Raw genomic sequence first — 20,529 nt, forward strand, 5'->3', positions numbered from 1 at the left:
TTTTGTCCATGATTATTCCTCCAGTTCTTCATTCTCCAATAAATACTGCTGGCCGTTTTTCTTTGAATGCCTGGAGTCCCTCCAATCGATCCTTTGTCTCTATCGTTTGTTGGTAACATTGCTTTTCAAATGCCAAACCTTCTGTAAGCTCCATATCCAGACCTTTATCAATAGCTAGTTTGGCCTGTTTCAAAGCGACAGGAGCATTTTTGGCAATTTCTTTCGCTAACGTTTCTGCTTTAACCATTAAATCTTTTTGTTCATGAACATAATCGACCAATCCTATTTCCTCCGCTTTTTCTGCTGAAATAGGTCTGGCTGTGAAAATCAGCTCCTTAGCTCTGGAAACACCTATTAGGCGGCTTAATCTCTGCGTGCCGCCCGCTCCCGGAATGATTCCGAGGGAGGTTTCCGTCAATGCCAATTTGCTGTGGGAAGCAGCAAGCCTTAAATCACATGCTAGTGCCAGTTCTAATCCCCCTCCAAAGGCAGCTCCATTGATAACCGCTATGGTAGGGATTTCCTGTTCACTTATTCTTAACAGGGTACTGCCGATAAAATGTACCGCTTCTTTCGTTTGCTGTTCTGTCATTTCTCTCCTTTCTTTTAAATCGGCTCCCGCACAGAAAACTTTCCCTCCAGCACCGGTGATCAGTAAACAACGCAAAGAAGGATCTTGCTTAATTTTAGACAGTACATCATTCATTTCCCGAAGTAATTCAGTTGAGAAGGAATTGGCCGCGCTTGGTCTGTTAAGGGTTAGTACCGCAATCGTTTCATTTAATTTTTGCAGACTGATCAAATCATTTTGCAAACCTGGCACCCCCTTGATTTAATTTTTGCAGCTGTCTTTGGTGGCTAGGCAGCGGTTTGCCAAGACGTTCTTCAATAAAATCTGCTGCTGTCCGTAACTTGTTCTCGTCAATCCCGGTATCCAGCCCCATTTCTTCCAGCATGAATACCAGATCATCCGTAGCTAAATTTCCAGACGCACCCTTGGCATAAGGGCAGCCGCCCAATCCGCCTAAAGAAGCATCGAAAGTTGTCACTCCGTGCTGCAAAGCGGACCACACATTTGCTAAAGCCATCCCTCTGGTATTATGGAAATGTAAGGCAATTTTCCCGTCCTTAAACCGGGGAAGAAGCTTTGTTAGTACTTCATCTACTTGAAGCGGATTAGCAATGCCGATCGTGTCGCCCAACGATAATTCATCGACCCCCATCGTAAACAATCGGTCGCAGATATTCAGAACCTTTTCTAGTGCAACCGGCCCTTCATATGGGCATCCGAATACAGTTGACAAGTAAGCACGAACTGTTTTCCCCTCTGATTTCGCTGTGCTCACCACTTCTTGCAAAACCGGAAAGGTCTCTTCTATCGTTTTATTAATGTTTTTCCGATTGTGGCTTTCACTTGCGGACATAAATATGGAAGCCTCATCGATTCCCGCCATTAGTGCTCGTTCCAGTCCTCTCTGGTTTGGAACTAAAGCGGCATATGTAACTTCCGGATGACGTTCGATCCCTGCAGCTACATCTTGCGCATCGCTTAATGGGGGAATCCAATCAGGATGGACAAAGGACGTTATTTCGATATAAGAAAGGCCCGTATTCGACAAAGCATTGATCCATTGGATTTTCTCATCTGATGGCAGAATGATTTTTTCATTTTGCAGACCGTCACGCGGACCGACTTCCTTTACGTTTATTCGTTTAGATATATCACTTCTCATCCTGCACCCTCCCGGCATTTCGGTTAATCGATGATAGCAATCGTATCTCCCTCATCGACGAAGTCTCCCTCTGCTACTTTCCATTCTTTCAGGACACCATCTGCAGTGCTCGTTATGGGTATTTCCATTTTCATCGACTCCATAATGGCAATATCTTCCCCCGATGTAACGGTTTTTCCATTTTCTGCGATGATTTTCCACACACTACCTGCCATTGTTGCTTGAATTTCTGTCATTTGCTTTTCTCCTTTTCCTTGTGATTGTCAAAACGGTTCAGGCAATATTCCTCTATGAAACTAGTTTGTGTATTTCCCTTTTGAAATTGCTCGTGACAAACTATTTTCTTTAGTAGCGGTATGTTGGTTTTTATCCCTTCTACCTGGTATTGATCCAAGGCCTCCCTCAACAACTTGATTGCTTCCATTCGATTAGAAGCTGATACGATGAGTTTGCCGATCATCGGATCATAATACGGTGTAACGACGGTTTCGGCTTTTACGGCCAATTCATGCCTGATCCCTTCTCCTTCTGGCAACTTTAAATTGGTGATACGTCCTGGAGACGGATAAAAGGTCGATGGATCTTCTGCATAAATTCTCGTTTCAATCGCGTGACCCGCCATTTCCATATTATCTTGGCTTATGTCAAGCTTGTTTCCAGCTGCTATTTTAATCTGCTCCTCAACAATATCCACTCCGGTTATTTCTTCTGTAACTGGATGTTCTACCTGGAGACGCGTGTTCATTTCAAGAAAATAAAAGTTTAGGTTTTCATCCATCAGGAACTCGATTGTTCCTGCGTTTTCATAGCCAATCGATCGGGCGGCTTTTATAGCTGCCATCCCCAGTTTTTCTCTTACTGCTTGAGGAACCGAAACGGACGGGGCTTCTTCAATCACTTTCTGGTGGCGACGTTGAATCGAGCATTCTCGTTCAAATAAATGGACAACATTCCCGTAAGTATCTGCAAGAATCTGAACCTCAATATGCCTGGCACCTGCAATCACCTTTTCTATAAACATGGTTCCATCTCCAAACAGCATAGCAGCCCGCTTACTGGTATCCTGGAACTTCGCTTTTAACGTTTCTTCCTTTTCTGCGAGAACCATTCCGATTCCCCCGCCTCCTGCCGATGCTTTGATCATCACCGGATAGCCGATTCTTTCGGCGATTGCTGCAGCTTCCTCCTCAGAGGAAACTGGTGCCTTGCTTCCGGGTATGATCGGAATACCTGCAGCCTCCATGGTTTGTCTCGCCATTACCTTGCTGCCCATATTATCGATGACGGCAGATTTCGGACCGATAAACGCAATCCCTTCTTTCTCACATGCTTCCGCAAAGGCCGCTTGCTCACTCAACAGCCCATATCCAGGATGGATTGCTTCGGCACCAGTGCTTTTGGCCGCTTCTATCACTTTTTCTATGTTCATATAGCTTTTACTGACGGGAGATGGTCCGATAAAGTAGCTTTCATCGGCCATTTCGACAAACAACGATTGTCTGTCGGCTTCTGAAAATACCGCTACCGACTTAATCCCTAATTTTTTACATGACCTGATTATCCTGGCTGCAATTTCACCGCGATTGGCAATCAATATTTTTTGGAACATATTATCCCTCCCGAAATGACGATTCACTCAGCATCCTAACTGCCGTGCAATAACCAGCCGCTGTATTTCCGATGTACCTTCACCGATTTCCATCAGTTTTGCATCTCGAAGATAACGTTCCACTTGATATTCCTGCATGTAACCATACCCTCCAAGGATTTGTATAGCCTGGTTTGCTGCACGTGTGGCAGTTTCGCTGGCATACAGCTTGGCAAAAGCGGCCTCTTTCGCGAATGGGCGGTTTTGATCTTTCAGCCATGCCGCTTTACGTACCATTCCTCTTGCCAGCTCTATTTCCATCGCCATATCCGCCAATTTGAATTGGATCGCTTGAAAGGAGGATATCGGCTTTCCGAACTGCTTTCTCTCTTTTGCATAATCAAGCGCCTTATCCAGGGAAGCCTGGGCGATTCCCAAGGCTAAAGCTGCTATCGAAATTCTTCCCCCATCCAAAGTATATAGAAATTGTTTAAACCCCTTTTCCGGATCTCCCAATAAATGATCAGCCGGTATTTCCACGTTCTCCAAAATGATAGCGGCTGTATTGGAACCACGAACACCAAGTTTTTGGTAATTGCTCGTGATGGTAAGTCCCGGTGTATCTGCCGGAATTATAAAAGCAGAGATTATATTTTTGCCGTTGTCTTCCTTGCCTGTTACGGCAGTTACAATAATCGTGCTTGCATAGGAAGCATTGGTGATAAAGCATTTTTCTCCATTGATCACGTAGCTGTCACCGGTTGCAACCGCAGTCGTCTGGGTTCCGCCGGCATCTGAACCTGCGTTGGGCTCTGTCAAACCAAAGGAGCCCAGTTTCTTACCGGCTGCCAAAGGCGTTAAGTATTTTTCTTTCTGTTCTTCAGAACCAAAATAAAAAATAGGACTCGCACCCAGGGACACTGCTGCAGCATAACTTAAACCCGTACTGCCGCACACACGGCCGATTTCCTCCACAGCGAGTGAATAAGTAACCGTGCCTCCTCCTACTCCACCGTATTTTTCTGGAAAAGGGATGCCCATTAGACCCAATTTTCCCAGTTCTTCGAAAATATCCTCCGGAAAAACAGCAGAGCTATCAATTTCCTCTGCCCGCGGAGCGATCACAGACTGCGCAAAATCACGTACCATTTTCTGCGTCATTTGTTGTTCTTCTGTTAAATCAAAATTCATCCAGTTTCCCCCTTTTTCTCAAAGAGCTGCGTAAACTTTCGTTTTCCTCCGAATTTTGTAAGCGCTTACTGAAGTGGTTAAAAAAAATGACGAAAAGGCGGCAAGTTAATCTAAGGTGAGTAATTAAAGTGATGAGGAATTGCTGCTGTAATGGGCAAAAAGATGAGGGGCGTTCCACCTCCTCACAGTTAGCATTTTATCATAAATTTGTAAAAAAACAATTATCTTTTCCCTAACCCAGACGAACTTATTAGGCAAGCTAAATTCGATTTCTTATACAGATGGAAAATAAATCAGGACTTGATAGAAAAATCATCAGCATAAAATAAAATGCTGATGATTGAATACTTTGTGTATCGATTATTTGTTTACATAATATTATTATGGTTTATCTTCTTCTGAAAATGGCTGTTCATAATTGGCCGTCGTCCAAACTTCCATTACTTCACCTTGTTGGTCCGAATCGACCACATAAGATCCGTTGCTGTACCGATCACTCTTCGGAAGGTCAAGCGGTAATACAGAATGAATGGAGCCTGTTGTTGTCTTGAATTGTAATTTTTCGTTTTCATGAACAAGGTAAAAACCAACAATCCGATGTGGCTTTCGCTTTAATTCGCGAAGCATGACCAATCCTCTTTTAGCACGGCCTCCAGGTTCAAATTCAGATAATTTCATTCTTTTGCAGGCACCACGTTGGGTTAAAAGAACGATATTGGGTTCACTCTCTGGTGAAAAGACTTCCCCGCCTACTACAAACTCATCTTTTTTCAATTGCATTGCTTTTACACCAGCAGCCCGCTGGCCTACCGGTGAAACTTCCTGCTCTTCAAACCAGAGACCGTAACCTTTGTTTGAAGCAACAAAAATATTTGCCTTGCCATCCGTAAGGTGGACACTCTGTACAATATCGTCACCTTTCAGGTTAACAGCTACAAGAGCTTTGGAATAGCGTTGCGCTTCGTATAATTTGAGCTCGCTTCGCTTGACCATGCCGTTTTTCGTAAAAAATACAAGATACTGGTCAGAGTTGAATTCCCGTATAGGAATGGCTTTAACAAGCGTTTCATCCTTCTGGATGGAAACAATGTTCGAAATATGCTGCCCGAGGTCTTTCCAGCGAATATCCGGAAGTTCATGGACCGGCAAATACAAATATCTTCCTTTGTTTGTAAACAACAGTAATTTGTCCGTAGTGTTGATTTCTTGCAATGCAATAAGATGATCTTCCTCTTTTATGGCCAGATCCTCTCCATTCGATGCGGCATAAGAACGGAGGCTTGTCCGTTTAATATAACCGTCTTTGGTCACAGAAACTAGGACATCTTCACTAGCTACCATCACTTCCAAATTGATTTTCAACTCTTCAATTTCCTGTTGAATAACCGTTTTTCGCTGGTCGGCATATTTTTTCTTTAAGCCCTTTAAATCATCTTTTATTACTTTCAACAGTCTTTTTTCGTTTGCCAAAATTTCTTCCAATTCTTTAATTTTGCTTCTTAATTCATCTGCTTCTTTCTCTAGAGAGGTGATATCTGTGTTGGTGAGCCGATAAAGCTGCAAATTCACGATCGCCTCTGCTTGTGCTTCAGAAAAATCATACGCCTGCATAATCCGTGCTTTGGCATCCTGTTTGTCTTTTGACGCCCGGATCGTCGCAATCAATTCATCGAGTATCGATATGGCTTTGATCAGCCCCTCCACGATATGCGACCGTTCTTTCGCTTTGCGCAAATCAAACTGGGACTGCCTGGTGACCACATCTTTCTGGTGATCGATATAAGCCTCAAGCATCATGGGCAAGTTTAGCTGTTTTGGCGTTTTGTCCTTGATTGCAACCATATTGAAATGATAAGAGATTTGCAAATCGGTGTTTTTATATAAATAGTGAAGAATCCCTTCACTATCGGCGTCTTTTTTCAATTCAACCACGATACGAAGGCCAGTACGGTCCGTTTCATCCCGTACCTCTGCTATCCCTTCTACTTTTTTATCGATTCGTAATTCATCCATCCGTTTTACCAGGCTGGCTTTGTTAACTTCATATGGTATTTCATCGATGACAATTTGTTCCCGGCTGGTCCTTAGCTTTTCAATAGCAGCCCTGCCGCGGACAATTATTTTACCCTTGCCTGTTTCATACGCTTTCTTCAAGCCTTCTACACCTTGTATGATACCGCCAGTAGGAAAATCAGGACCTTTGATTACTTGCATCAATTCATCCACTGTCACCGAGGGATTATCGATTTTTCGGATGACCGCATCAATAATTTCCCCCAGATTATGCGGGGGTATCTCGGTGGCATATCCGGAAGATATTCCGGTAGAACCATTTACAAGTAAATTAGGAAACTTGGCCGGCAGGACGACCGGCTCGTTGATAGTGTCGTCGAAGTTCGGTACAAATTCTACAGTCTCTTTTTCGATGCCCCGTATCAATTCAGACGCAATGCTCGAAAGTCTTGCCTCTGTATAACGCATCGCTGCTGGCGGGTCTCCATCAACACTTCCGTTGTTCCCGTGCATTTCCACCAACACGTTGCGTACTTTCCATTCCTGGCTTAATCTAACCATCGCTTCGTAGACAGAGCTGTCTCCGTGCGGATGATAATTACCAATTACCGTTCCTACGGTTTTTGCCGATTTACGGAACGGTTTCTCATGGGTATTCCTTTCTTCATGCATGGCATAAAGGATTCTTCTTTGTACTGGTTTCAATCCATCCCTTGCGTCAGGGAGCGCCCGGTCTTGGATAATATATTTACTATACCTTCCAAACCGGTCCCCGATTACATCTTCCAAGGGTAAATCTAAATATTGTTCTGTTTCAGCCAAGTAGGCTCCCCCCGTTTCAAACGACTGGTTTTACGTATGAATATTTTCGTTTTCCAATATATTACTTTCTTCCTCGAGACCAAATTCAACATGGGACTCAATCCATTTTCTGCGTGGTTCGACTTTGTCTCCCATAAGCGTTGTCACTCTTCGTTCCGCTCTCGTAAGATCTTCGATCGTCACCCGGATCAATGTCCTGGTTTCCGGGTTCATTGTCGTTTCCCATAGCTGATCCGCATTCATCTCGCCTAGTCCTTTGTATCTCTGTAAAATATACCCGTTTTTCAGTTCTTTTGCCGCTGCTTTCATCTCTTCTTCGTCCCATGCATACCGAACGGTTTCCTTCTTGCCTTTCCCCTTGGAAATTTTATACAACGGAGGAAGGGCAATATAAACTTTTCCTGCTTCGATAAGCGGCCGCATATAACGATAGAAGAAGGTTAAGAGCAAGACCTGGATGTGAGCTCCGTCCGTATCTGCGTCCGTCATGATGACTATTTTATCATATTGGACATCTTCCAAATTAAAATCGCCACCAACCCCTGCGCCGATTGTATGGATAATCGTGGAGATTTCTTCATTTTTAAACACATCGGCAAGCTTGGCTTTTTCTGTATTGATAACCTTTCCACGTAACGGTAAAACGGCTTGGAATTTACGATCCCTTCCCTGCTTCGCCGATCCACCGGCAGAATCACCCTCTACAAGATACAACTCATTTTTGGCAGCGTTTTTCGATTGAGCAGGCGTCAATTTACCACTTAACAAAGCATCTTTACGTTTTTTCTTTTTGCCCGTTCTTGCTTCTTCCCGCGCTTTTCGTGCTGCTTCTCTCGCTTCTTTGGCACGAATTGCTTTTTTTATGAGCATCCCTGCTATATCCGCATTTTCTTCGAGAAAATAGGAAAGCTTTTCTGAAACCACGGCATCGACGGCAGATCTTGCTTCTGCCGTTCCCAATTTTCCTTTGGTCTGCCCTTCAAATTGGAGCTTGTCCTCCGGTATTCTTACCGATACGACGGCAGTAAAGCCTTCTCTTATATCGTTTCCTTCAAGATTTTTATCTTTTTCTTTTAATAAACTGTTTTTCCTGGCATATTCATTAAAAACACGAGTAATAGCCGTTCTTGCGCCCGACTCATGCGTCCCGCCATCTTTGGTTCTGACATTGTTGACAAAAGACAGCATGCTTTCGGCAAAGCCATCATTAAATTGAAAGGCAAAATCAATTTCGATGTCTTGCTGTTCTCCTTCGAAGGATACTACCGGGTGCAATGTATCCTTTTCCTCATTTAAATAAGCCACAAATGACTCCAAACCATCCGGATATTGGTAGGATTCCTGTTCTCCGCTGCGCTTGTCGAAAATGTCGATTTGCAATCCTTTTAACAAAAACGCTGCTTCGCGCAGCCGTTCAGACAACATTTCGAATTGATAAGTCGTCGAAGTAAAAACAGTCGGATCCGGTTTGAAATGAATCGTCGTGCCTGTTTTTCGTGTTGCGCCTTTTTTCTCGAGAGAAGTAACAGGTACTCCACCATTTTCAAAGCGCTGGGTATAAATGCTTCCATCTCGGTAAATCGTCACTTCGAGCCACTCGGATAAAGCATTGACTACCGAAGCACCAACGCCATGCAGCCCGCCGCTTGTCTTATAACCGCCCTGACCGAATTTTCCGCCAGCGTGTAGTACGGTGAAAATGACCTCGGGTGTCGGCCTGCCGGTTTTATGCATTCCGGTCGGCATGCCTCTCCCTTTATCTTCTACGGAAATACTATTGTCTTGATGTATGGTTACTCGGATTTGATCGCCATAGCCTGCCAGTACTTCATCGACAGCATTGTCGACGATTTCATAAACGAGGTGATGAAGGCCTCGGGAATCAGTACTTCCGATATACATTCCCGGTCTTTTCCTAACAGCCTCCAAGCCCTCCAGGACTTGTATGGAATCATCCGAATATTGCATAGATTCTTTTACCAATCGAACACCGGCTCCTTTCAAACTACTCTCTTTGCATCATAATAGAACAAATGTTTGCTTCTGTAAACAATTGCTTAGAAAATCGCCCTTGTCCGATTTTCTGGTATTACTTTTTCATAAGGAAATTTTAAGTGCATTTCTTATTTTAGCCTTTTTTTCAGGATACGCAAACGGACAAGAAGGAAATACCCCTTCATTCTCTTTTATATCCTAAGGAAAAAGTATCTAGAAAGTCAATCCCCGATGCATGAATTACATGTTGACCAGAAGAGAAGTAAGCATCTATAAAGCTTGCCTTGTCCACGTTTTCCTCGTCTTTCTTGAGGAAAAGGGACTGTTGTACCCTTAATGCACCGCAAGCAAAATAAGAAAATTATTGGAACAATTTAAGATTCCAGAAAAAAACCCCCTATTGAGGGGGAATGGTAAGGTAAGAGCTATTTTCCGATTGTTATCGAATGCGCCACCTTGATACACATATCCATAATAACGGTAAATCCGTTTTCTTTTAAGAATTCGTATGCCTTCTCATTGAACACACCTTGCTGCGCCCAAAATACTTTGGCGTTTGTTTCAACTGCCTGCTTCGCTATATCTTCAAGGTATTCCGAGCGGCGGAAAACATTGATGATATCGAAGTCCTCCTCTACTTCCGTTAATGAGTCATAAGCCTTTTCACCAAGTGTTTCGTCTATTTCCGGATTGACCGGAATAATTCGGTAACCCGCATCCTGCATTGCCTTGGCAATTTGATAAGAAGTTCTTTCCCGCTTGTCTGACAGGCCAACTACAGCAATGGTCTTTGCCTCCTCCAATACGCTTTTCATCTCTTGTTTACCTGGTGCTTGGTATGCCATGATCTGTCTCCTTTCTTTATTGGATCAATCCTTGTTCCTTCAGGAAATTGCGTGCCACTTCCTCATAACTTTTATCTTCATAATCAACTTGATAATTCATTTCCCTCATCTGTTCATCTGTAATCTTACCGCCAAGCTGGTTCAAGATATTTTCAAGCTCCGGATAGCGGTCAAGCGTCTCCCGCCTCATCAAAGGTGCCCCTTGGTATGGTGGAAACAGCTGTTTATCATCTTTCAAGGAGGTTAAATTTAATTCCACCATATAGCTATCTGTTGAATAAGCATCAATGAGATCAACCTGTCCACTGTCTATCGCTTCCTGGCGAATACCTGGTTCCATGGTTCTCACATCACCAAATTCAATTCCATAGAGTTCCTTGATTCCTTGATAACCATCCTCGCGGTCATTGAATTCCAGCGTGAATCCGGCGGTGATATCATCATCGATAGAATTCAGATCACTGATGGTTTCTAACCCATTTTCTTCCGCAAATTCACGAGTTGTTGCTATAGTATAAGTGTTGTTATAAGCCATCGGCTCCAAAAACGCCATATCGTACGTATCCTGCATCCCCTTCTTCGCCTGTTCATATACTTCTCTTGCATCGTTACTTACTGCCTGCTCTTCCAAATGGGTAACAATCGCAGTGCCTGTAAATTCGGGATAGATATCTATACTCCCTTCTTGCAAAGCGCTAAACACAAAGGAGGTTTTGCCAAGCCCTTCTTCCAGCTTCACGTTCAAATCAGTTTCTTCTTCAATAAGAATTTTATACATATTAATCAAAATGGAAGGTTCGGCATTCAACTTCCCGCCGATAATCAAATCTGTTTGCTCTTGTGTCATTTTTCCCGCCAACAGGGGACCTACTATTATTAAGACTGCTGCCACCAGAACAGCAGCTAAAGATTGAAAGCCAGACTTAGCTGAATAACGTTCAACTATCCGTAAAATAAAATCAAGCAAAATAGCTAATAAAGCAGCAGGAATGGCTCCTAATAAAATCAGGTTGATTTCTCCACCCCGGTCGATTCCCAGCAAGATCAGCTCGCCAAGTCCTCCTGCCCCTATCAAGGCTGCAATGGTGGTAGTCCCGACGATCAAAACCATTGATGTTCGGATTCCTGCCATAATAACCGGCATTGCCAGGGGCAATTCTACTTTAGACAAACGCCGAAAAGTATTCATCCCCATCCCTGTTGCTGCTTCCTTCAAAGCCGGATCAACTTCTTTGATTCCGGTATATGTATTCCTTAAAATCGGCAATAGTCCGTATGCGATCAATGCCACAATAGCGGGCTGTCTGCCAATCCCTAAAAATGGGATTAAAAAAGCCAATACTGCCAGGCTGGGTATTGTTTGCAACACAGCAGTAATACCAATAATCGGTTCAGCGATTTTCTTCAGCCTTGTCAGTGCAATTCCAAGCGGTACAGCTATGACAACAGCTATCAACAAGGAAATAACCGATATTTGCAAATGCTCCCAAATCTTTTCCCATAGCATGGAATGACGAGAATGGAAAACTTCCAAAAACTGATCCATTATTGCACCACCCCGTTTTCCATTTTTGTCTTACTATCCAAGTAATGGACAATATCCCCATAGGATAGCGTCCCAATTACCTTGTTGTGTTTTACGACCGGCAATATGTCAATCTCGTTTCTTAAAAAGATTTCAGTCGTATGGACTAATTGTATATCGTTAGGCAACTCCGGATGCTCTAGCTTTTGTCCGTCTTTGTATGTTCCCAGATATTGATTGTTATCATCTACGATGATGTAAACGCCATTGGGATTGAAGTTTTTCCGCTCGAATTGCAGATGGGATATCACGCTGCTTTTAGACTGGTCCATGATCACATCCACAGCAGTTTGCCAAGGAGATTTCTTTTCACCGATAAAATCCCTTACAAACTCTGTATTCGGCTGTAGAATCAACTGCTGTGGCTTGTCCACCTGAACAATTTCACCGTCTTTCATCAGGCATACCCGATCTCCAAGAGCCATGGCCTCATCAATATCATGAGTCACAAACACAATCGTTTTCTGGATTTCCTTTTGAAGGGCCCGAATATCTTTTTGCAGCTGTTCTCTCGTTATAGGATCTAAGGCACTGAATGGTTCATCCATCAATAGGATATCCGGATCAGCAGCGAGCGCTCTCAGCACGCCTACACGCTGTTGTTGTCCGCCGGAAAGTTCATTCGGTCTTCTATTTTTAAATTTTTCAGGATCGAGTCCAACCATTTTCATCAATTGATCGACCCTGCGCCCGATTTCCTGCTTATTCCATTTTTTCATTTCCGGAACAATCGTTATGTTCTCTTCTATTGTCATATGCGGAAATAGTGCAATTTCCTGCAGCACATATCCGATGTTCCAGCGGAGCTCGTGAATGTTGTAGTCCAAGACATCCTGGTTATGTATGCGGATGGTTCCAGAAGTTGGTTCGATCAGTCGGTTGATCATCTTCATGGTTGTTGTTTTCCCGCATCCGCTGGGACCGATAAGGGTGAGTAATTCCCCTTTTTCCACCGTTAAATTCAACCGTTTGACTGCTTCGGTACCGTCTGAATATATTTTGGATACATTTTCAAATTGAATCATCGCTTTCTCCCTTGCTAAATTAGTAGTTAATTCGGCTTTACCCATGTGAGTATGTTTGGAAACAAATCTTGGGGCAAGTCATGAAAAAATAAAAGCCAAAGTTTCTGATGTAACTGCTTCCCCTTCATGATAAAATAGAATTACAAGCTGGCCATTGAAAAAGGAGTTTTGTTTATGGATTATGTTATTTTTGCAGTTATTGCTTATCTTATCGGATCGATTCCATTTGGGCTAATTGTCGGTAAACTCGGCTACAAAATCGATATCCGCCAGCATGGGAGCGGAAATCTCGGCGGGACCAATTCTTTTCGGGTACTTGGCTTCAAAGCCGGCCTTCTAGTAACAGTCTGCGATATTTTGAAGGGGACCTTGGCGGTTATACTCCCAGTAGTCTTTGCAGATCATTTAAACGCACTGATCATCGGCATATTTGCGGTAATCGGCCACATGTATCCTGTCTTCGCGAAATTCAAGGGCGGCAAGGCAGTCGCTACTTCAGGCGGTGTGATCTTAGGAGTAAATCCTTTATTATTTCTCATCATGCTGGCCACATTTTTCGTGAGCCTTTATTTGACGAAATATGTATCCCTTTCATCGATGATTACCGGAATCGTAACTGTTACGGTCACAATCTTCTTACAAGAAACAGGTTTGTTCATTGTGACTTCCTTGTTGACGCTCTTTGTTTTTTACCGGCATAGGGCCAACATAAAACGAATCATTAATAAAACCGAGCCAAAAATCACCTGGATGTAACTACAGAAAGGATCAGGCGTCAGCCGGGTCCTTTTCCCATATTGTCAGCCCTATTATTTATAATTATTACATCCTAATAAAAACTTTAAAATTATTCTGCTTACAAGCTGAAAAATTGAATAATCACCCTCCATTTACTATACTTTTGTTAGCTGAAATGGTTGAAAGGAGCCACTGCTATGAACAATACAGAATTGAGAACCAAAAAGACATTGCCAAGCAAGGCTGAACGACATAAATTATTCGGATCTGTTGAACCTGGACCGAAAACCAAACCGGTCGAAAAAGAAAAAATGGCTGACCTTCAAAATTCTAAAAAGGACTTTTTGTTTGATATAGATGCGGTCGGGATTGCCAATGTTAAAAATCCTATTAATATTTCCAGCCAATTAAGACCAAACAACCAGACAACCATTGGTACTTTCCGATTCACCTCCCGTATCGACAAGGACAGTAAAGGAACGAACATGAGCCGTTTTACGGAACAGCTTGATGCATATTACCAAAATAATTACACACTCGATATCCAGACGTTAAAAACATTTACTAAGGACTTAGCAACCAGATTAAAACAAAAGGATGCCCAAATGGAAGTTCAATTCCCTTGGTTTTTTGAACGGAAGGGACCTTCTTCGGAACTATCCGGACTAAATCATGCCGATGCAGGTATAAAAGTTATATACGATCAGGAAACTGGCCATCACGTTGAGGTATCTTTGGCTGGCACCATTACGACGCTTTGCCCATGCTCGAAAGAGATAAGTGAGTATAGTGCCCATAACCAACGCGGCCGTGTAGAAATGAGTGCTGTTCTATCGGAATCATTTGATGAAAGTCAAACAGACTGGAAAGAAGCGTTGTTAGAAGCTGCCGAAAGCAATGCCAGTGCGAGAATCCACCCTGTGTTAAAGCGTCCCGATGAAAAGATGGTGACAGAACAAGCGTACGAAAATCCGCGCTTCGTGGAGGATATCGTAAGACTAGTAGCAGCAGATCTGTACGAGCTTCCCTTTGTGGACAAATTCACGATTTCCTGTCGAAACGAGGAATCAATCCATTTACACGATGCGATAGCGTCGTTAACCTATGACAAAACCAAAGATATTCAGGGGTAACAATGAAACGATTGTTTATCTTTTTTATTAAAGTTTATCAGAAGGTAATCAGTCCGATAAAACCACCGACCTGCCGTTTCTATCCTACTTGTTCGCAATACGGTTTGGAATCACTCGAGCGGTTTGGTCTTATCAAAGGGGGCTTTTTAACGATAAAAAGATTGTTGAAATGCCACCCTTTTCACCCCGGTGGTTTTGATCCAGTTCCCGAAAAACATAGCAGAAAGAAACATTGACCTCCCGTTTGCGGAGGTTTTTTCATTCTCTTATTTCTGAGAGAATGAATTTGTTTTGCCCTTTAAAATAACAAAACAATCCATCCCGAATGCTTCTACAAACTGCCCACTTTATACGGTTCTCCCAAGACATCAGAAATTTTGCGGAGCACCGTATCACTGCTCCAGTGTACGTAATGCCCGCTATCAACGGGAACGTATTCAATCGGAAGTTCTTTGTATTTTTGAAGCTTTTTGATTCCTCTTTTTGTCCATTTATATTCCTTCTCATTTCGGTTTTTAAACGTCCCGTATAGAAGAGTAGTCGGTACGGTCAATTTCTTCGTCAACTCAGGAAGATTTAAATTATAATAACCGAACAGCAGGTTTAATCCGGTAGCCGTCAGCTGAGGGGATTGCTGAAAAGCCTCCCGGACATATTTGCTGTTATCGATACCGACAATCTCACAAAACTGCTCTATCCTGGCTTCTTCCTTTTTCTCATTTTGACTGCCGTCGGAGAAAACCCCTGTCAGTCTTTTCAAAAACGTTCTGCCTGCAATATGGTAGCCCAAATTTAAAACTGGAAAGAGAATGGCGAATGGTCCGAATTCTTGGAAAGGTATTCGGGGAAAAGGTTTATGACCAACATCCAATAAAATAAGCTGTTTTACTCTCTCTGGATAGTGAACAGAGAATGATAAAGCAATTGCTCCACCCAGCGAATGGCCTACAAGATCTGCTGTCTGGATGTTTTGATGATCCAGATAAAACTTCAGCCAGTCTGCCAGCTGTTTAGATGTACATTTTTCCATAATGCCAGCACTTTGCCCATATCCAGGAAGATCCAGCAGATGGGTAGAACATGATGGAGCAAGTGTTTCTGCAATATTCAACCCTTCTATTCCTGTAAAACCTGCTGCCGGTAAAAAAATCACCGGTTTTCCTTTTCCTTCTTTTTTAATAACATAATTGCTTCCACGATAATTTCGAAAAGGCATCCTAAACTGCTCCTTTTAATATAAATACCGGTTAATTCTGTTTCGCTTCCCGGCTTTTAAAACAGCAAGCGAACCGCTCCAAGACCGGCAAAACACAAGACGAGAAATTGAAAGGTTTTCTGGGGAATTAGCTTTATTAAATAAACACCTAAAAATGCACCGACAATAATTGCTGCTGCCATCCATAAATTGAAAAGTGCCGAGTTGATTGTTATTAAACCTAAAGATATATAAAAAGGGATCTTGATAAGATTGACAATTAGAAAAAACCAAGCCCCTGTTCCAATGAATTCCTGCTTCGGCAGACCCTTCACCAATAAATAAACAGCCATTACACCCCCAGCCGCATTTCCAACCATGGTTGTGAATCCTCCCAGCATCCCCATAAATATCGTAAACCATTTCGATTCAGGCAGCATTTGATTGAATTTTTCCCCCATTTTACTTTGGAAAAGATGCAAAATCACCATGGAAAGAACGATTACGCCAATCAACGGTTTTAGTTGATCGCTATTGATGTAATCCAGGACAAAATACCCTGACAAAATCCCTGCCATTACCCATGGGAGTAGGGAAAGCAAGTACTTCCAAACAACGTTTCTCCTGTAGTACGTAACAGCGAAAATATCCCCGATAATCAACATCGGAACCAGGATACCAACAGATTGTTTAGCAGGAAACACAAACATCATAACGGTTACAACCAAGATTCCTAAACTGGGAATTCCAGCTTTGGCAAAACCGATGAAAAGCGCACAAAGAATGACAATCATCCATTGCAATAAAGAGAGTTCAAAAATAAACGCCACCTTCTTCTCGCTCATTTATTTCTTAAAGCATAGTGGAAAGACAGGCAACATGACTAGTATGTTTTTCAACTTTACAAAGCAGGATCAGACAGGACGAATAAATCTGTTCTTAAAGTATTTCTCCATTTTCCGCTTTATTTCCTTCCATTTATCCAATATTCTACAAAGGGCTTCAAAATTGGAAAAGAAGTTTTACAGCAGGTGCTGAAGTCCATATATATGATATGGTAGAGGAAAGGAGTTGTTTGTTATGAAGTTGCAAATGTCGGATTCGGCAGCACAATGGTATGTAGATGAATTGGAGTTGCAGGAAAATGATCATGTTCGTTTTTTTGTACGTTATGGAGGTATCGGCGGTCACCAGCCAGGATTTTCGCTCGGTGTTGCCAATGAGAAACCGGAAAATCCTGCCGCTGAAACAAACATGGACGGTGTACTTTTTTTCATTGAAAATGAAGATTTGTGGTATTTCGATGGAGCAGATTTATTCGTCCAATTAGAAAAGGAACAAGAGGAACCGGAGTTTCTGTATAAGTAATAGAAGTTAGTGGCTCCCTGTTTGAGGCTTGTGTTTAAAGAGCGGAATTGATAGAATCCCCTTTCTCGCTAAAAAAGGGGATTCTTGATATTTATACTGAAATAGATGATAGGGTTTTTAAACAAACAAAGAAATTGGGTTAGATACGGAATCTTTTCAATTGACCCCATTGATTTTCGGAAGTCAATATTTGTTTTTGCCTTTCCCCAAATAAATCGTAATGGGGATACTTCTCATCACGATGGATCCAGCGAGGGTCAAGGTCGTATTTGTTCCCCCACTTGATCAATTTATCCAAGTCAGCGCAACCTACTTTCGTTACCGTATCGCACCCGGGAAATCTGGAATCCAGCCAATAATGAGTCAGAAAAGCAATTTCTCCGTTCGCAACATCTACTTTCCATTGGTTAAGCTCTTCTCTTTTTAATCCAAATGCCACTGTTTATTCTCCTTTCATGGCATGAAGGTATGCTTGATGCCAATCCGGAAGCGATCTTCTTATGGATACCGGTCGGAATGATTCCTTTTTCACCACTACATGTTTTGTAGAACCCGTGACCGCTGTTTGCCCTTCTGCATTATAGATACGATATCCATAGGACACCCTTATTCCATCATATTCTTTGATCCATGTATCGATATAGGCATCCTCGCCATAACGAATTGGTTGTTGAAAGGATAAATCGGCGTCCACCACTGGGGAAACTACACCTAGGTTCTCCATTTCATGATATTTAAATCCCAACTCTTCAATAAAAGAAGTCCTGCCCAATTCAAACCATACTAAATAATTGGCGTGGTAAACGACTCCCATTTGATCTGTTTCCTGGTATCTTACCTTTATCGGCATTGTTACTACTTTCATGTTCTTTTCCCCCTAATAGCATTCCAAGCTTTCGTGAAGTCTTCTTTTTTCAATAGCTGGTCAATTTCGGCACTTGATGATTGTGTTTCCATTATTCGCATAGCTTGAAACTGGACAGCTTCATCGACCAGATTAACTGCGAACCTGGCGTTTCCGTCAATCTCGTGGCTCTGATATTGTTCGTTCAAATAATCAGCTGCTTCATTATCCAATTGGTAATGATAATCCTCCAGATGTAACTTGGTTATTTTCATTAAGTCTTCTGCCTGATAATCCGGAAAAAGAAAGTACTTTTTAAAACGGGATTCCAGTCCCGGATTACTGGCAATGAACTGCTCCATCTCCCGACTATAACCAGCAAGAATAACGACTAAATTTTCATTATGCTTGGTCATCTCATCCACAAGCGTGTCAATAGCTTCTTTTCCAAAATCTTTATCACCACGATATAAGCTGTATGCCTCATCGATAAACAAAACACCGCCAAGTGCCTCCCTGACCTTTTGCTTTGTTTTGATGGCCGTTTGACCGACAAATCCAGCGACAAGGTCACTTCGTGAAGCGACGACCAAGTGTCCCCTTTTTAACAATCCACATTCATTCAATATCCTGGAATAAATATTGGCAACGGTTGTTTTCCCTGTTCCGGGATTTCCGGAAAACACAGCATGTAATTGGATCGGGACGGTCGGCATTCCATGTTGTTTTCGCTGTTGTTGCATCCTGACAAAAGAAGAAAGCTTTTTGACTTCTTCTTTCACGTTTTCCAATCCGATAAGATTATCCAACCGCTGCATAGGATGCTGATCATCAGAATGGTCATTCAAATCCTCTAAATCCTTCGTATCAATCCGCATATGGTCAAGCCAGTTTTCGACGGAAGTCCGCTGTTCAAATGCTCCTTTTTGAAATATTGCCTTTAATACTAAATCTCTCACCGTTCTTGCGTTACCAAAGGTTTCATCTACCCGGGTTTGATCTATTAATCCTTCAAGCTTACGCAGAGCCTTCTCGGTAAAGAAGTAATCATTGCTCAACGCCGTTTTTTCAGCAATCTGTAATAATTCATCAGTTTTAAAATCAGGAAGCGTTATATGGTTTGGCTCCGGAAAACGACTGCGTAATCCAGGGTTCGCCCATAGAAATTGCCGCATTTCTTCAGGATAGCCTGCCAGAATAACTGCGAACCGGTCTGCATATTCCTTGCTGGTCATACTGGAAACCAACGTATCAATAACCGCTTGTCCATAGTCACTGCCGCTTTGCCCTTCCCGTTTCAAACTATAGGCTTCATCAACAAATAATACCCCGCCTATCGATTGACGTACATAATTGATTGTATTTTCCTCGCTTTGTCCGACATAGGAACCGACCAGATGTGCTCTGTTTACTTCTGTGACATGGTTTGTTTCCAGCAATCCCAGTTCATGATATATTGCCGCCAGAAGTCTGGCGATTGTTGTCTTGCCAGTTCCCGGATTTCCACTAATGATCATATGCAAACCCGGTTCATCTACCATATGGAAGCCAAGCTGTTTTCGCTCTTTTTGGTATTTTAAATAATGATAATATTGGTGAATATATCGTTTTATTTCTTTCAACCCAATTAAATCATCCAGTATTTTCAAGGGATCCTGTTGCTTATCCCTTTTAAAGACATCAGGAAAATGGGTGGATAACTCTATCCTCCATTCAACAATCTCTTTCACTTGCTGGTTTAATTGATGAACCGGAAGACCGGTTTTTTTATTTTCAATCGCATACCCGGACTCTTTTAGCATGTCCAGCAATTGCTGTAATCGCTCCACGATTTGTGATCCAATCTGCTGAAAAGATTCCCCATCATTTTTCTCCTGAATCGAACGACTTGTTTCCAAAAATTCTTCTATGTTCTCTTCGAGTTCGCGTATCTTTTTTAATTTGGCGGGATCAAAATCGGTTTCCCGAATAGCCCACTCCGCCAAAGGAAGTTTTTCCAACTCTGCATGAAAATTCAAATAGGCTTTGATATTTTTTAATTCATACAAAACCTGTGGCTGCTCATTTACTGAAGCTGTTTCTTTCAGAAGAAGATCGACAATGTGATCATCTTCCTTATTCCGTTGCAAACGATAATAGGCAACATTCATATAAGCAATTGCTTTATGATATGTTGAAATCTCCTGCTCTCCCTGCTGCCAATCATTTATGATTCGAAGTACCTCTACTTCAGTAAATGGGGGCGGTTGACTGATCGTTGTCCATTGTTCTAGTTGTTGGGTAATTGATCTATTATCTTTCTCGATATATGCCAATTCGATCTGCTCCCTTCTATCCAAACTTCATTTTAACACAGGCGATTCTTGCTTGTTGATTTTCACGCCTTCACTGTTTATAGGCCAAAATAATCGTTCCAATAAAAAGAAGCCCTGTAAGGGCTTCTTTTCTTAGTGT

19 protein-coding genes are annotated in these 20,529 nt (G+C 42.3%); 4 read left to right on the forward strand and 15 right to left on the reverse strand.

Going from position 1 to position 20,529, the window contains the following annotated elements; translation table 11 throughout:
- Window positions 1–28 precede the first annotated feature (28 nt).
- From BN1067_RS14410 to BN1067_RS14455, 10 genes are all read right to left on the reverse strand, one after another.
- Window positions 29–814 carry an enoyl-CoA hydratase-related protein gene (locus tag BN1067_RS14410; RefSeq protein WP_053219537.1) on the reverse strand — a complete coding sequence of 262 codons (786 nt, stop codon included), beginning with the start codon at window positions 812–814 and terminating at the stop codon, window positions 29–31.
- Complete coding sequence (locus tag BN1067_RS14415; protein WP_053219539.1) at window positions 804–1,733, reverse strand: hydroxymethylglutaryl-CoA lyase; 930 nt, start codon at window positions 1,731–1,733, stop codon at window positions 804–806. The genes BN1067_RS14410 and BN1067_RS14415 overlap by 11 nt, the downstream gene beginning before the upstream one ends.
- A gap of 23 nt (window positions 1,734–1,756) precedes the next feature.
- Window positions 1,757–1,969: an acetyl-CoA carboxylase biotin carboxyl carrier protein subunit gene (locus BN1067_RS14420; RefSeq protein WP_053219540.1), complete on the reverse strand. Its 213-nt coding sequence runs from the start codon at window positions 1,967–1,969 to the stop codon at window positions 1,757–1,759.
- Entirely contained in the window at window positions 1,966–3,342 is a 1,377-nt protein-coding gene (locus tag BN1067_RS14425) for an acetyl-CoA carboxylase biotin carboxylase subunit (protein ID WP_053219541.1), read from the reverse strand. Before BN1067_RS14425 ends, BN1067_RS14420 begins: the two co-directional genes overlap by 4 nt.
- A 27-nt stretch (window positions 3,343–3,369) precedes the next feature.
- Window positions 3,370–4,512: an acyl-CoA dehydrogenase family protein gene (locus BN1067_RS14430; RefSeq protein ID WP_053219542.1), complete on the reverse strand. Its 1,143-nt coding sequence runs from the start codon at window positions 4,510–4,512 to the stop codon at window positions 3,370–3,372.
- 381 nt (window positions 4,513–4,893) lie between these two features.
- Window positions 4,894–7,347, reverse strand: a complete 2,454-nt coding sequence (gene parC / locus BN1067_RS14435; protein WP_053219543.1) for a DNA topoisomerase IV subunit A — start codon at window positions 7,345–7,347, stop codon at window positions 4,894–4,896.
- Window positions 7,348–7,377: 30 nt separating this feature from the next.
- The gene (parE, locus tag BN1067_RS14440; RefSeq protein WP_053219559.1) at window positions 7,378–9,315 is read right to left on the reverse strand and encodes a DNA topoisomerase IV subunit B; all 1,938 of its coding nucleotides are present in this window, start codon (window positions 9,313–9,315) and stop codon (window positions 7,378–7,380) included.
- A 452-nt stretch (window positions 9,316–9,767) separates the two neighbouring features.
- Window positions 9,768–10,187, reverse strand: coding sequence for a CoA-binding protein (locus BN1067_RS14445; RefSeq protein ID WP_053219544.1), 420 nt, complete (start codon window positions 10,185–10,187; stop codon window positions 9,768–9,770).
- A 16-nt stretch (window positions 10,188–10,203) separates the two neighbouring features.
- Window positions 10,204–11,733, reverse strand: a complete 1,530-nt coding sequence (locus tag BN1067_RS14450; RefSeq protein ID WP_053219545.1) for an ABC transporter permease/substrate-binding protein — start codon at window positions 11,731–11,733, stop codon at window positions 10,204–10,206.
- Window positions 11,733–12,797 carry an ABC transporter ATP-binding protein gene (locus tag BN1067_RS14455; protein WP_053219546.1) on the reverse strand — a complete coding sequence of 355 codons (1,065 nt, stop codon included), beginning with the start codon at window positions 12,795–12,797 and terminating at the stop codon, window positions 11,733–11,735. Before BN1067_RS14455 ends, BN1067_RS14450 begins: the two co-directional genes overlap by 1 nt.
- A gap of 174 nt (window positions 12,798–12,971) precedes the next feature.
- Here BN1067_RS14455 and plsY point away from each other — a divergent pair, with 174 nt between their 5' ends.
- The 3 genes from plsY to yidD all read left to right on the forward strand — a co-directional run bounded on the left by plsY (window position 12,972) and on the right by yidD (window position 14,904).
- Window positions 12,972–13,553, forward strand: coding sequence for a glycerol-3-phosphate 1-O-acyltransferase PlsY (plsY, locus tag BN1067_RS14460; protein WP_053219547.1), 582 nt, complete (start codon window positions 12,972–12,974; stop codon window positions 13,551–13,553).
- Between the two features lie 179 nt (window positions 13,554–13,732).
- Window positions 13,733–14,668: a GTP cyclohydrolase FolE2 gene (gene folE2, locus BN1067_RS14465; RefSeq protein WP_053219548.1), complete on the forward strand. Its 936-nt coding sequence runs from the start codon at window positions 13,733–13,735 to the stop codon at window positions 14,666–14,668.
- A 2-nt stretch (window positions 14,669–14,670) separates the two neighbouring features.
- A complete protein-coding gene (gene yidD / locus BN1067_RS14470) occupies window positions 14,671–14,904 on the forward strand; it encodes a membrane protein insertion efficiency factor YidD (protein ID WP_110943507.1) in 234 nt (77 codons plus the stop codon).
- A 95-nt stretch (window positions 14,905–14,999) separates the two neighbouring features.
- On the opposite strand, the gene BN1067_RS14475 is transcribed toward yidD, so the two are convergent.
- Both BN1067_RS14475 and BN1067_RS14480 read right to left on the reverse strand, forming a co-directional pair.
- Window positions 15,000–15,884 (reverse strand): alpha/beta fold hydrolase, encoded by an 885-nt coding sequence (locus BN1067_RS14475; protein WP_110943508.1) that lies wholly within the window; start codon window positions 15,882–15,884, stop codon window positions 15,000–15,002.
- A 56-nt stretch (window positions 15,885–15,940) separates the two neighbouring features.
- The gene (locus BN1067_RS14480; protein WP_324777913.1) at window positions 15,941–16,693 is read right to left on the reverse strand and encodes a sulfite exporter TauE/SafE family protein; all 753 of its coding nucleotides are present in this window, start codon (window positions 16,691–16,693) and stop codon (window positions 15,941–15,943) included.
- Between the two features lie 250 nt (window positions 16,694–16,943).
- On the opposite strand from BN1067_RS14480, the gene BN1067_RS14485 reads away from it, so the two are divergent.
- Entirely contained in the window at window positions 16,944–17,231 is a 288-nt protein-coding gene (locus BN1067_RS14485) for a HesB/YadR/YfhF family protein (protein WP_053219549.1), read from the forward strand.
- 139 nt (window positions 17,232–17,370) lie between these two features.
- Here the strand turns inward: BN1067_RS14485 and BN1067_RS14490 are convergent, their stop codons facing one another.
- Genes BN1067_RS14490 through BN1067_RS14500 form a run of 3 tightly spaced genes read right to left on the reverse strand, consistent with a single transcriptional unit; the run spans window position 17,371 to window position 20,390 of the window.
- Entirely contained in the window at window positions 17,371–17,670 is a 300-nt protein-coding gene (locus tag BN1067_RS14490) for a hypothetical protein (RefSeq protein WP_053219550.1), read from the reverse strand.
- Between the two features lie 3 nt (window positions 17,671–17,673).
- Entirely contained in the window at window positions 17,674–18,096 is a 423-nt protein-coding gene (locus tag BN1067_RS14495; protein WP_053219551.1) for an acyl-CoA thioesterase, read from the reverse strand.
- Complete coding sequence (locus BN1067_RS14500) at window positions 18,093–20,390, reverse strand: AAA family ATPase (protein WP_053219552.1); 2,298 nt, start codon at window positions 20,388–20,390, stop codon at window positions 18,093–18,095. Before BN1067_RS14500 ends, BN1067_RS14495 begins: the two co-directional genes overlap by 4 nt.
- Window positions 20,391–20,529 lie beyond the last annotated feature (139 nt).

It is taken from the genome of Virgibacillus senegalensis (assembly GCF_000821245.2).
GTDB lineage: Bacteria > Bacillota > Bacilli > Bacillales > Amphibacillaceae > Sediminibacillus > Sediminibacillus senegalensis.

Bases quoted from the DNA above. Each gene is read 5' to 3' on its own strand.
- BN1067_RS14415 (WP_053219539.1), bottom strand. From the start codon at position 1,733: ATGAGAAGTGATATATCTAAACGAATAAACGTAAAGGAAGTCGGTCCG.
- BN1067_RS14420 (WP_053219540.1), bottom strand. From the start codon at position 1,969: ATGACAGAAATTCAAGCAACAATGGCAGGTAGTGTGTGGAAAATCATC.
- BN1067_RS14425 (WP_053219541.1), bottom strand. From the start codon at position 3,342: ATGTTCCAAAAAATATTGATTGCCAATCGCGGTGAAATTGCAGCCAGG.
- BN1067_RS14430 (WP_053219542.1), bottom strand. From the start codon at position 4,512: ATGAATTTTGATTTAACAGAAGAACAACAAATGACGCAGAAAATGGTA.
- parE (WP_053219559.1), bottom strand. From the start codon at position 9,315: ATGCAATATTCGGATGATTCCATACAAGTCCTGGAGGGCTTGGAGGCT.
- BN1067_RS14445 (WP_053219544.1), bottom strand. From the start codon at position 10,187: ATGGCATACCAAGCACCAGGTAAACAAGAGATGAAAAGCGTATTGGAG.
- BN1067_RS14450 (WP_053219545.1), bottom strand. From the start codon at position 11,733: ATGGATCAGTTTTTGGAAGTTTTCCATTCTCGTCATTCCATGCTATGG.
- BN1067_RS14455 (WP_053219546.1), bottom strand. From the start codon at position 12,797: ATGATTCAATTTGAAAATGTATCCAAAATATATTCAGACGGTACCGAA.
- plsY (WP_053219547.1), top strand. From the start codon at position 12,972: ATGGATTATGTTATTTTTGCAGTTATTGCTTATCTTATCGGATCGATT.
- folE2 (WP_053219548.1), top strand. From the start codon at position 13,733: ATGAACAATACAGAATTGAGAACCAAAAAGACATTGCCAAGCAAGGCT.
- yidD (WP_110943507.1), top strand. From the start codon at position 14,671: ATGAAACGATTGTTTATCTTTTTTATTAAAGTTTATCAGAAGGTAATC.
- BN1067_RS14475 (WP_110943508.1), bottom strand. From the start codon at position 15,884: ATGCCTTTTCGAAATTATCGTGGAAGCAATTATGTTATTAAAAAAGAA.
- BN1067_RS14485 (WP_053219549.1), top strand. From the start codon at position 16,944: ATGAAGTTGCAAATGTCGGATTCGGCAGCACAATGGTATGTAGATGAA.
- BN1067_RS14495 (WP_053219551.1), bottom strand. From the start codon at position 18,096: ATGAAAGTAGTAACAATGCCGATAAAGGTAAGATACCAGGAAACAGAT.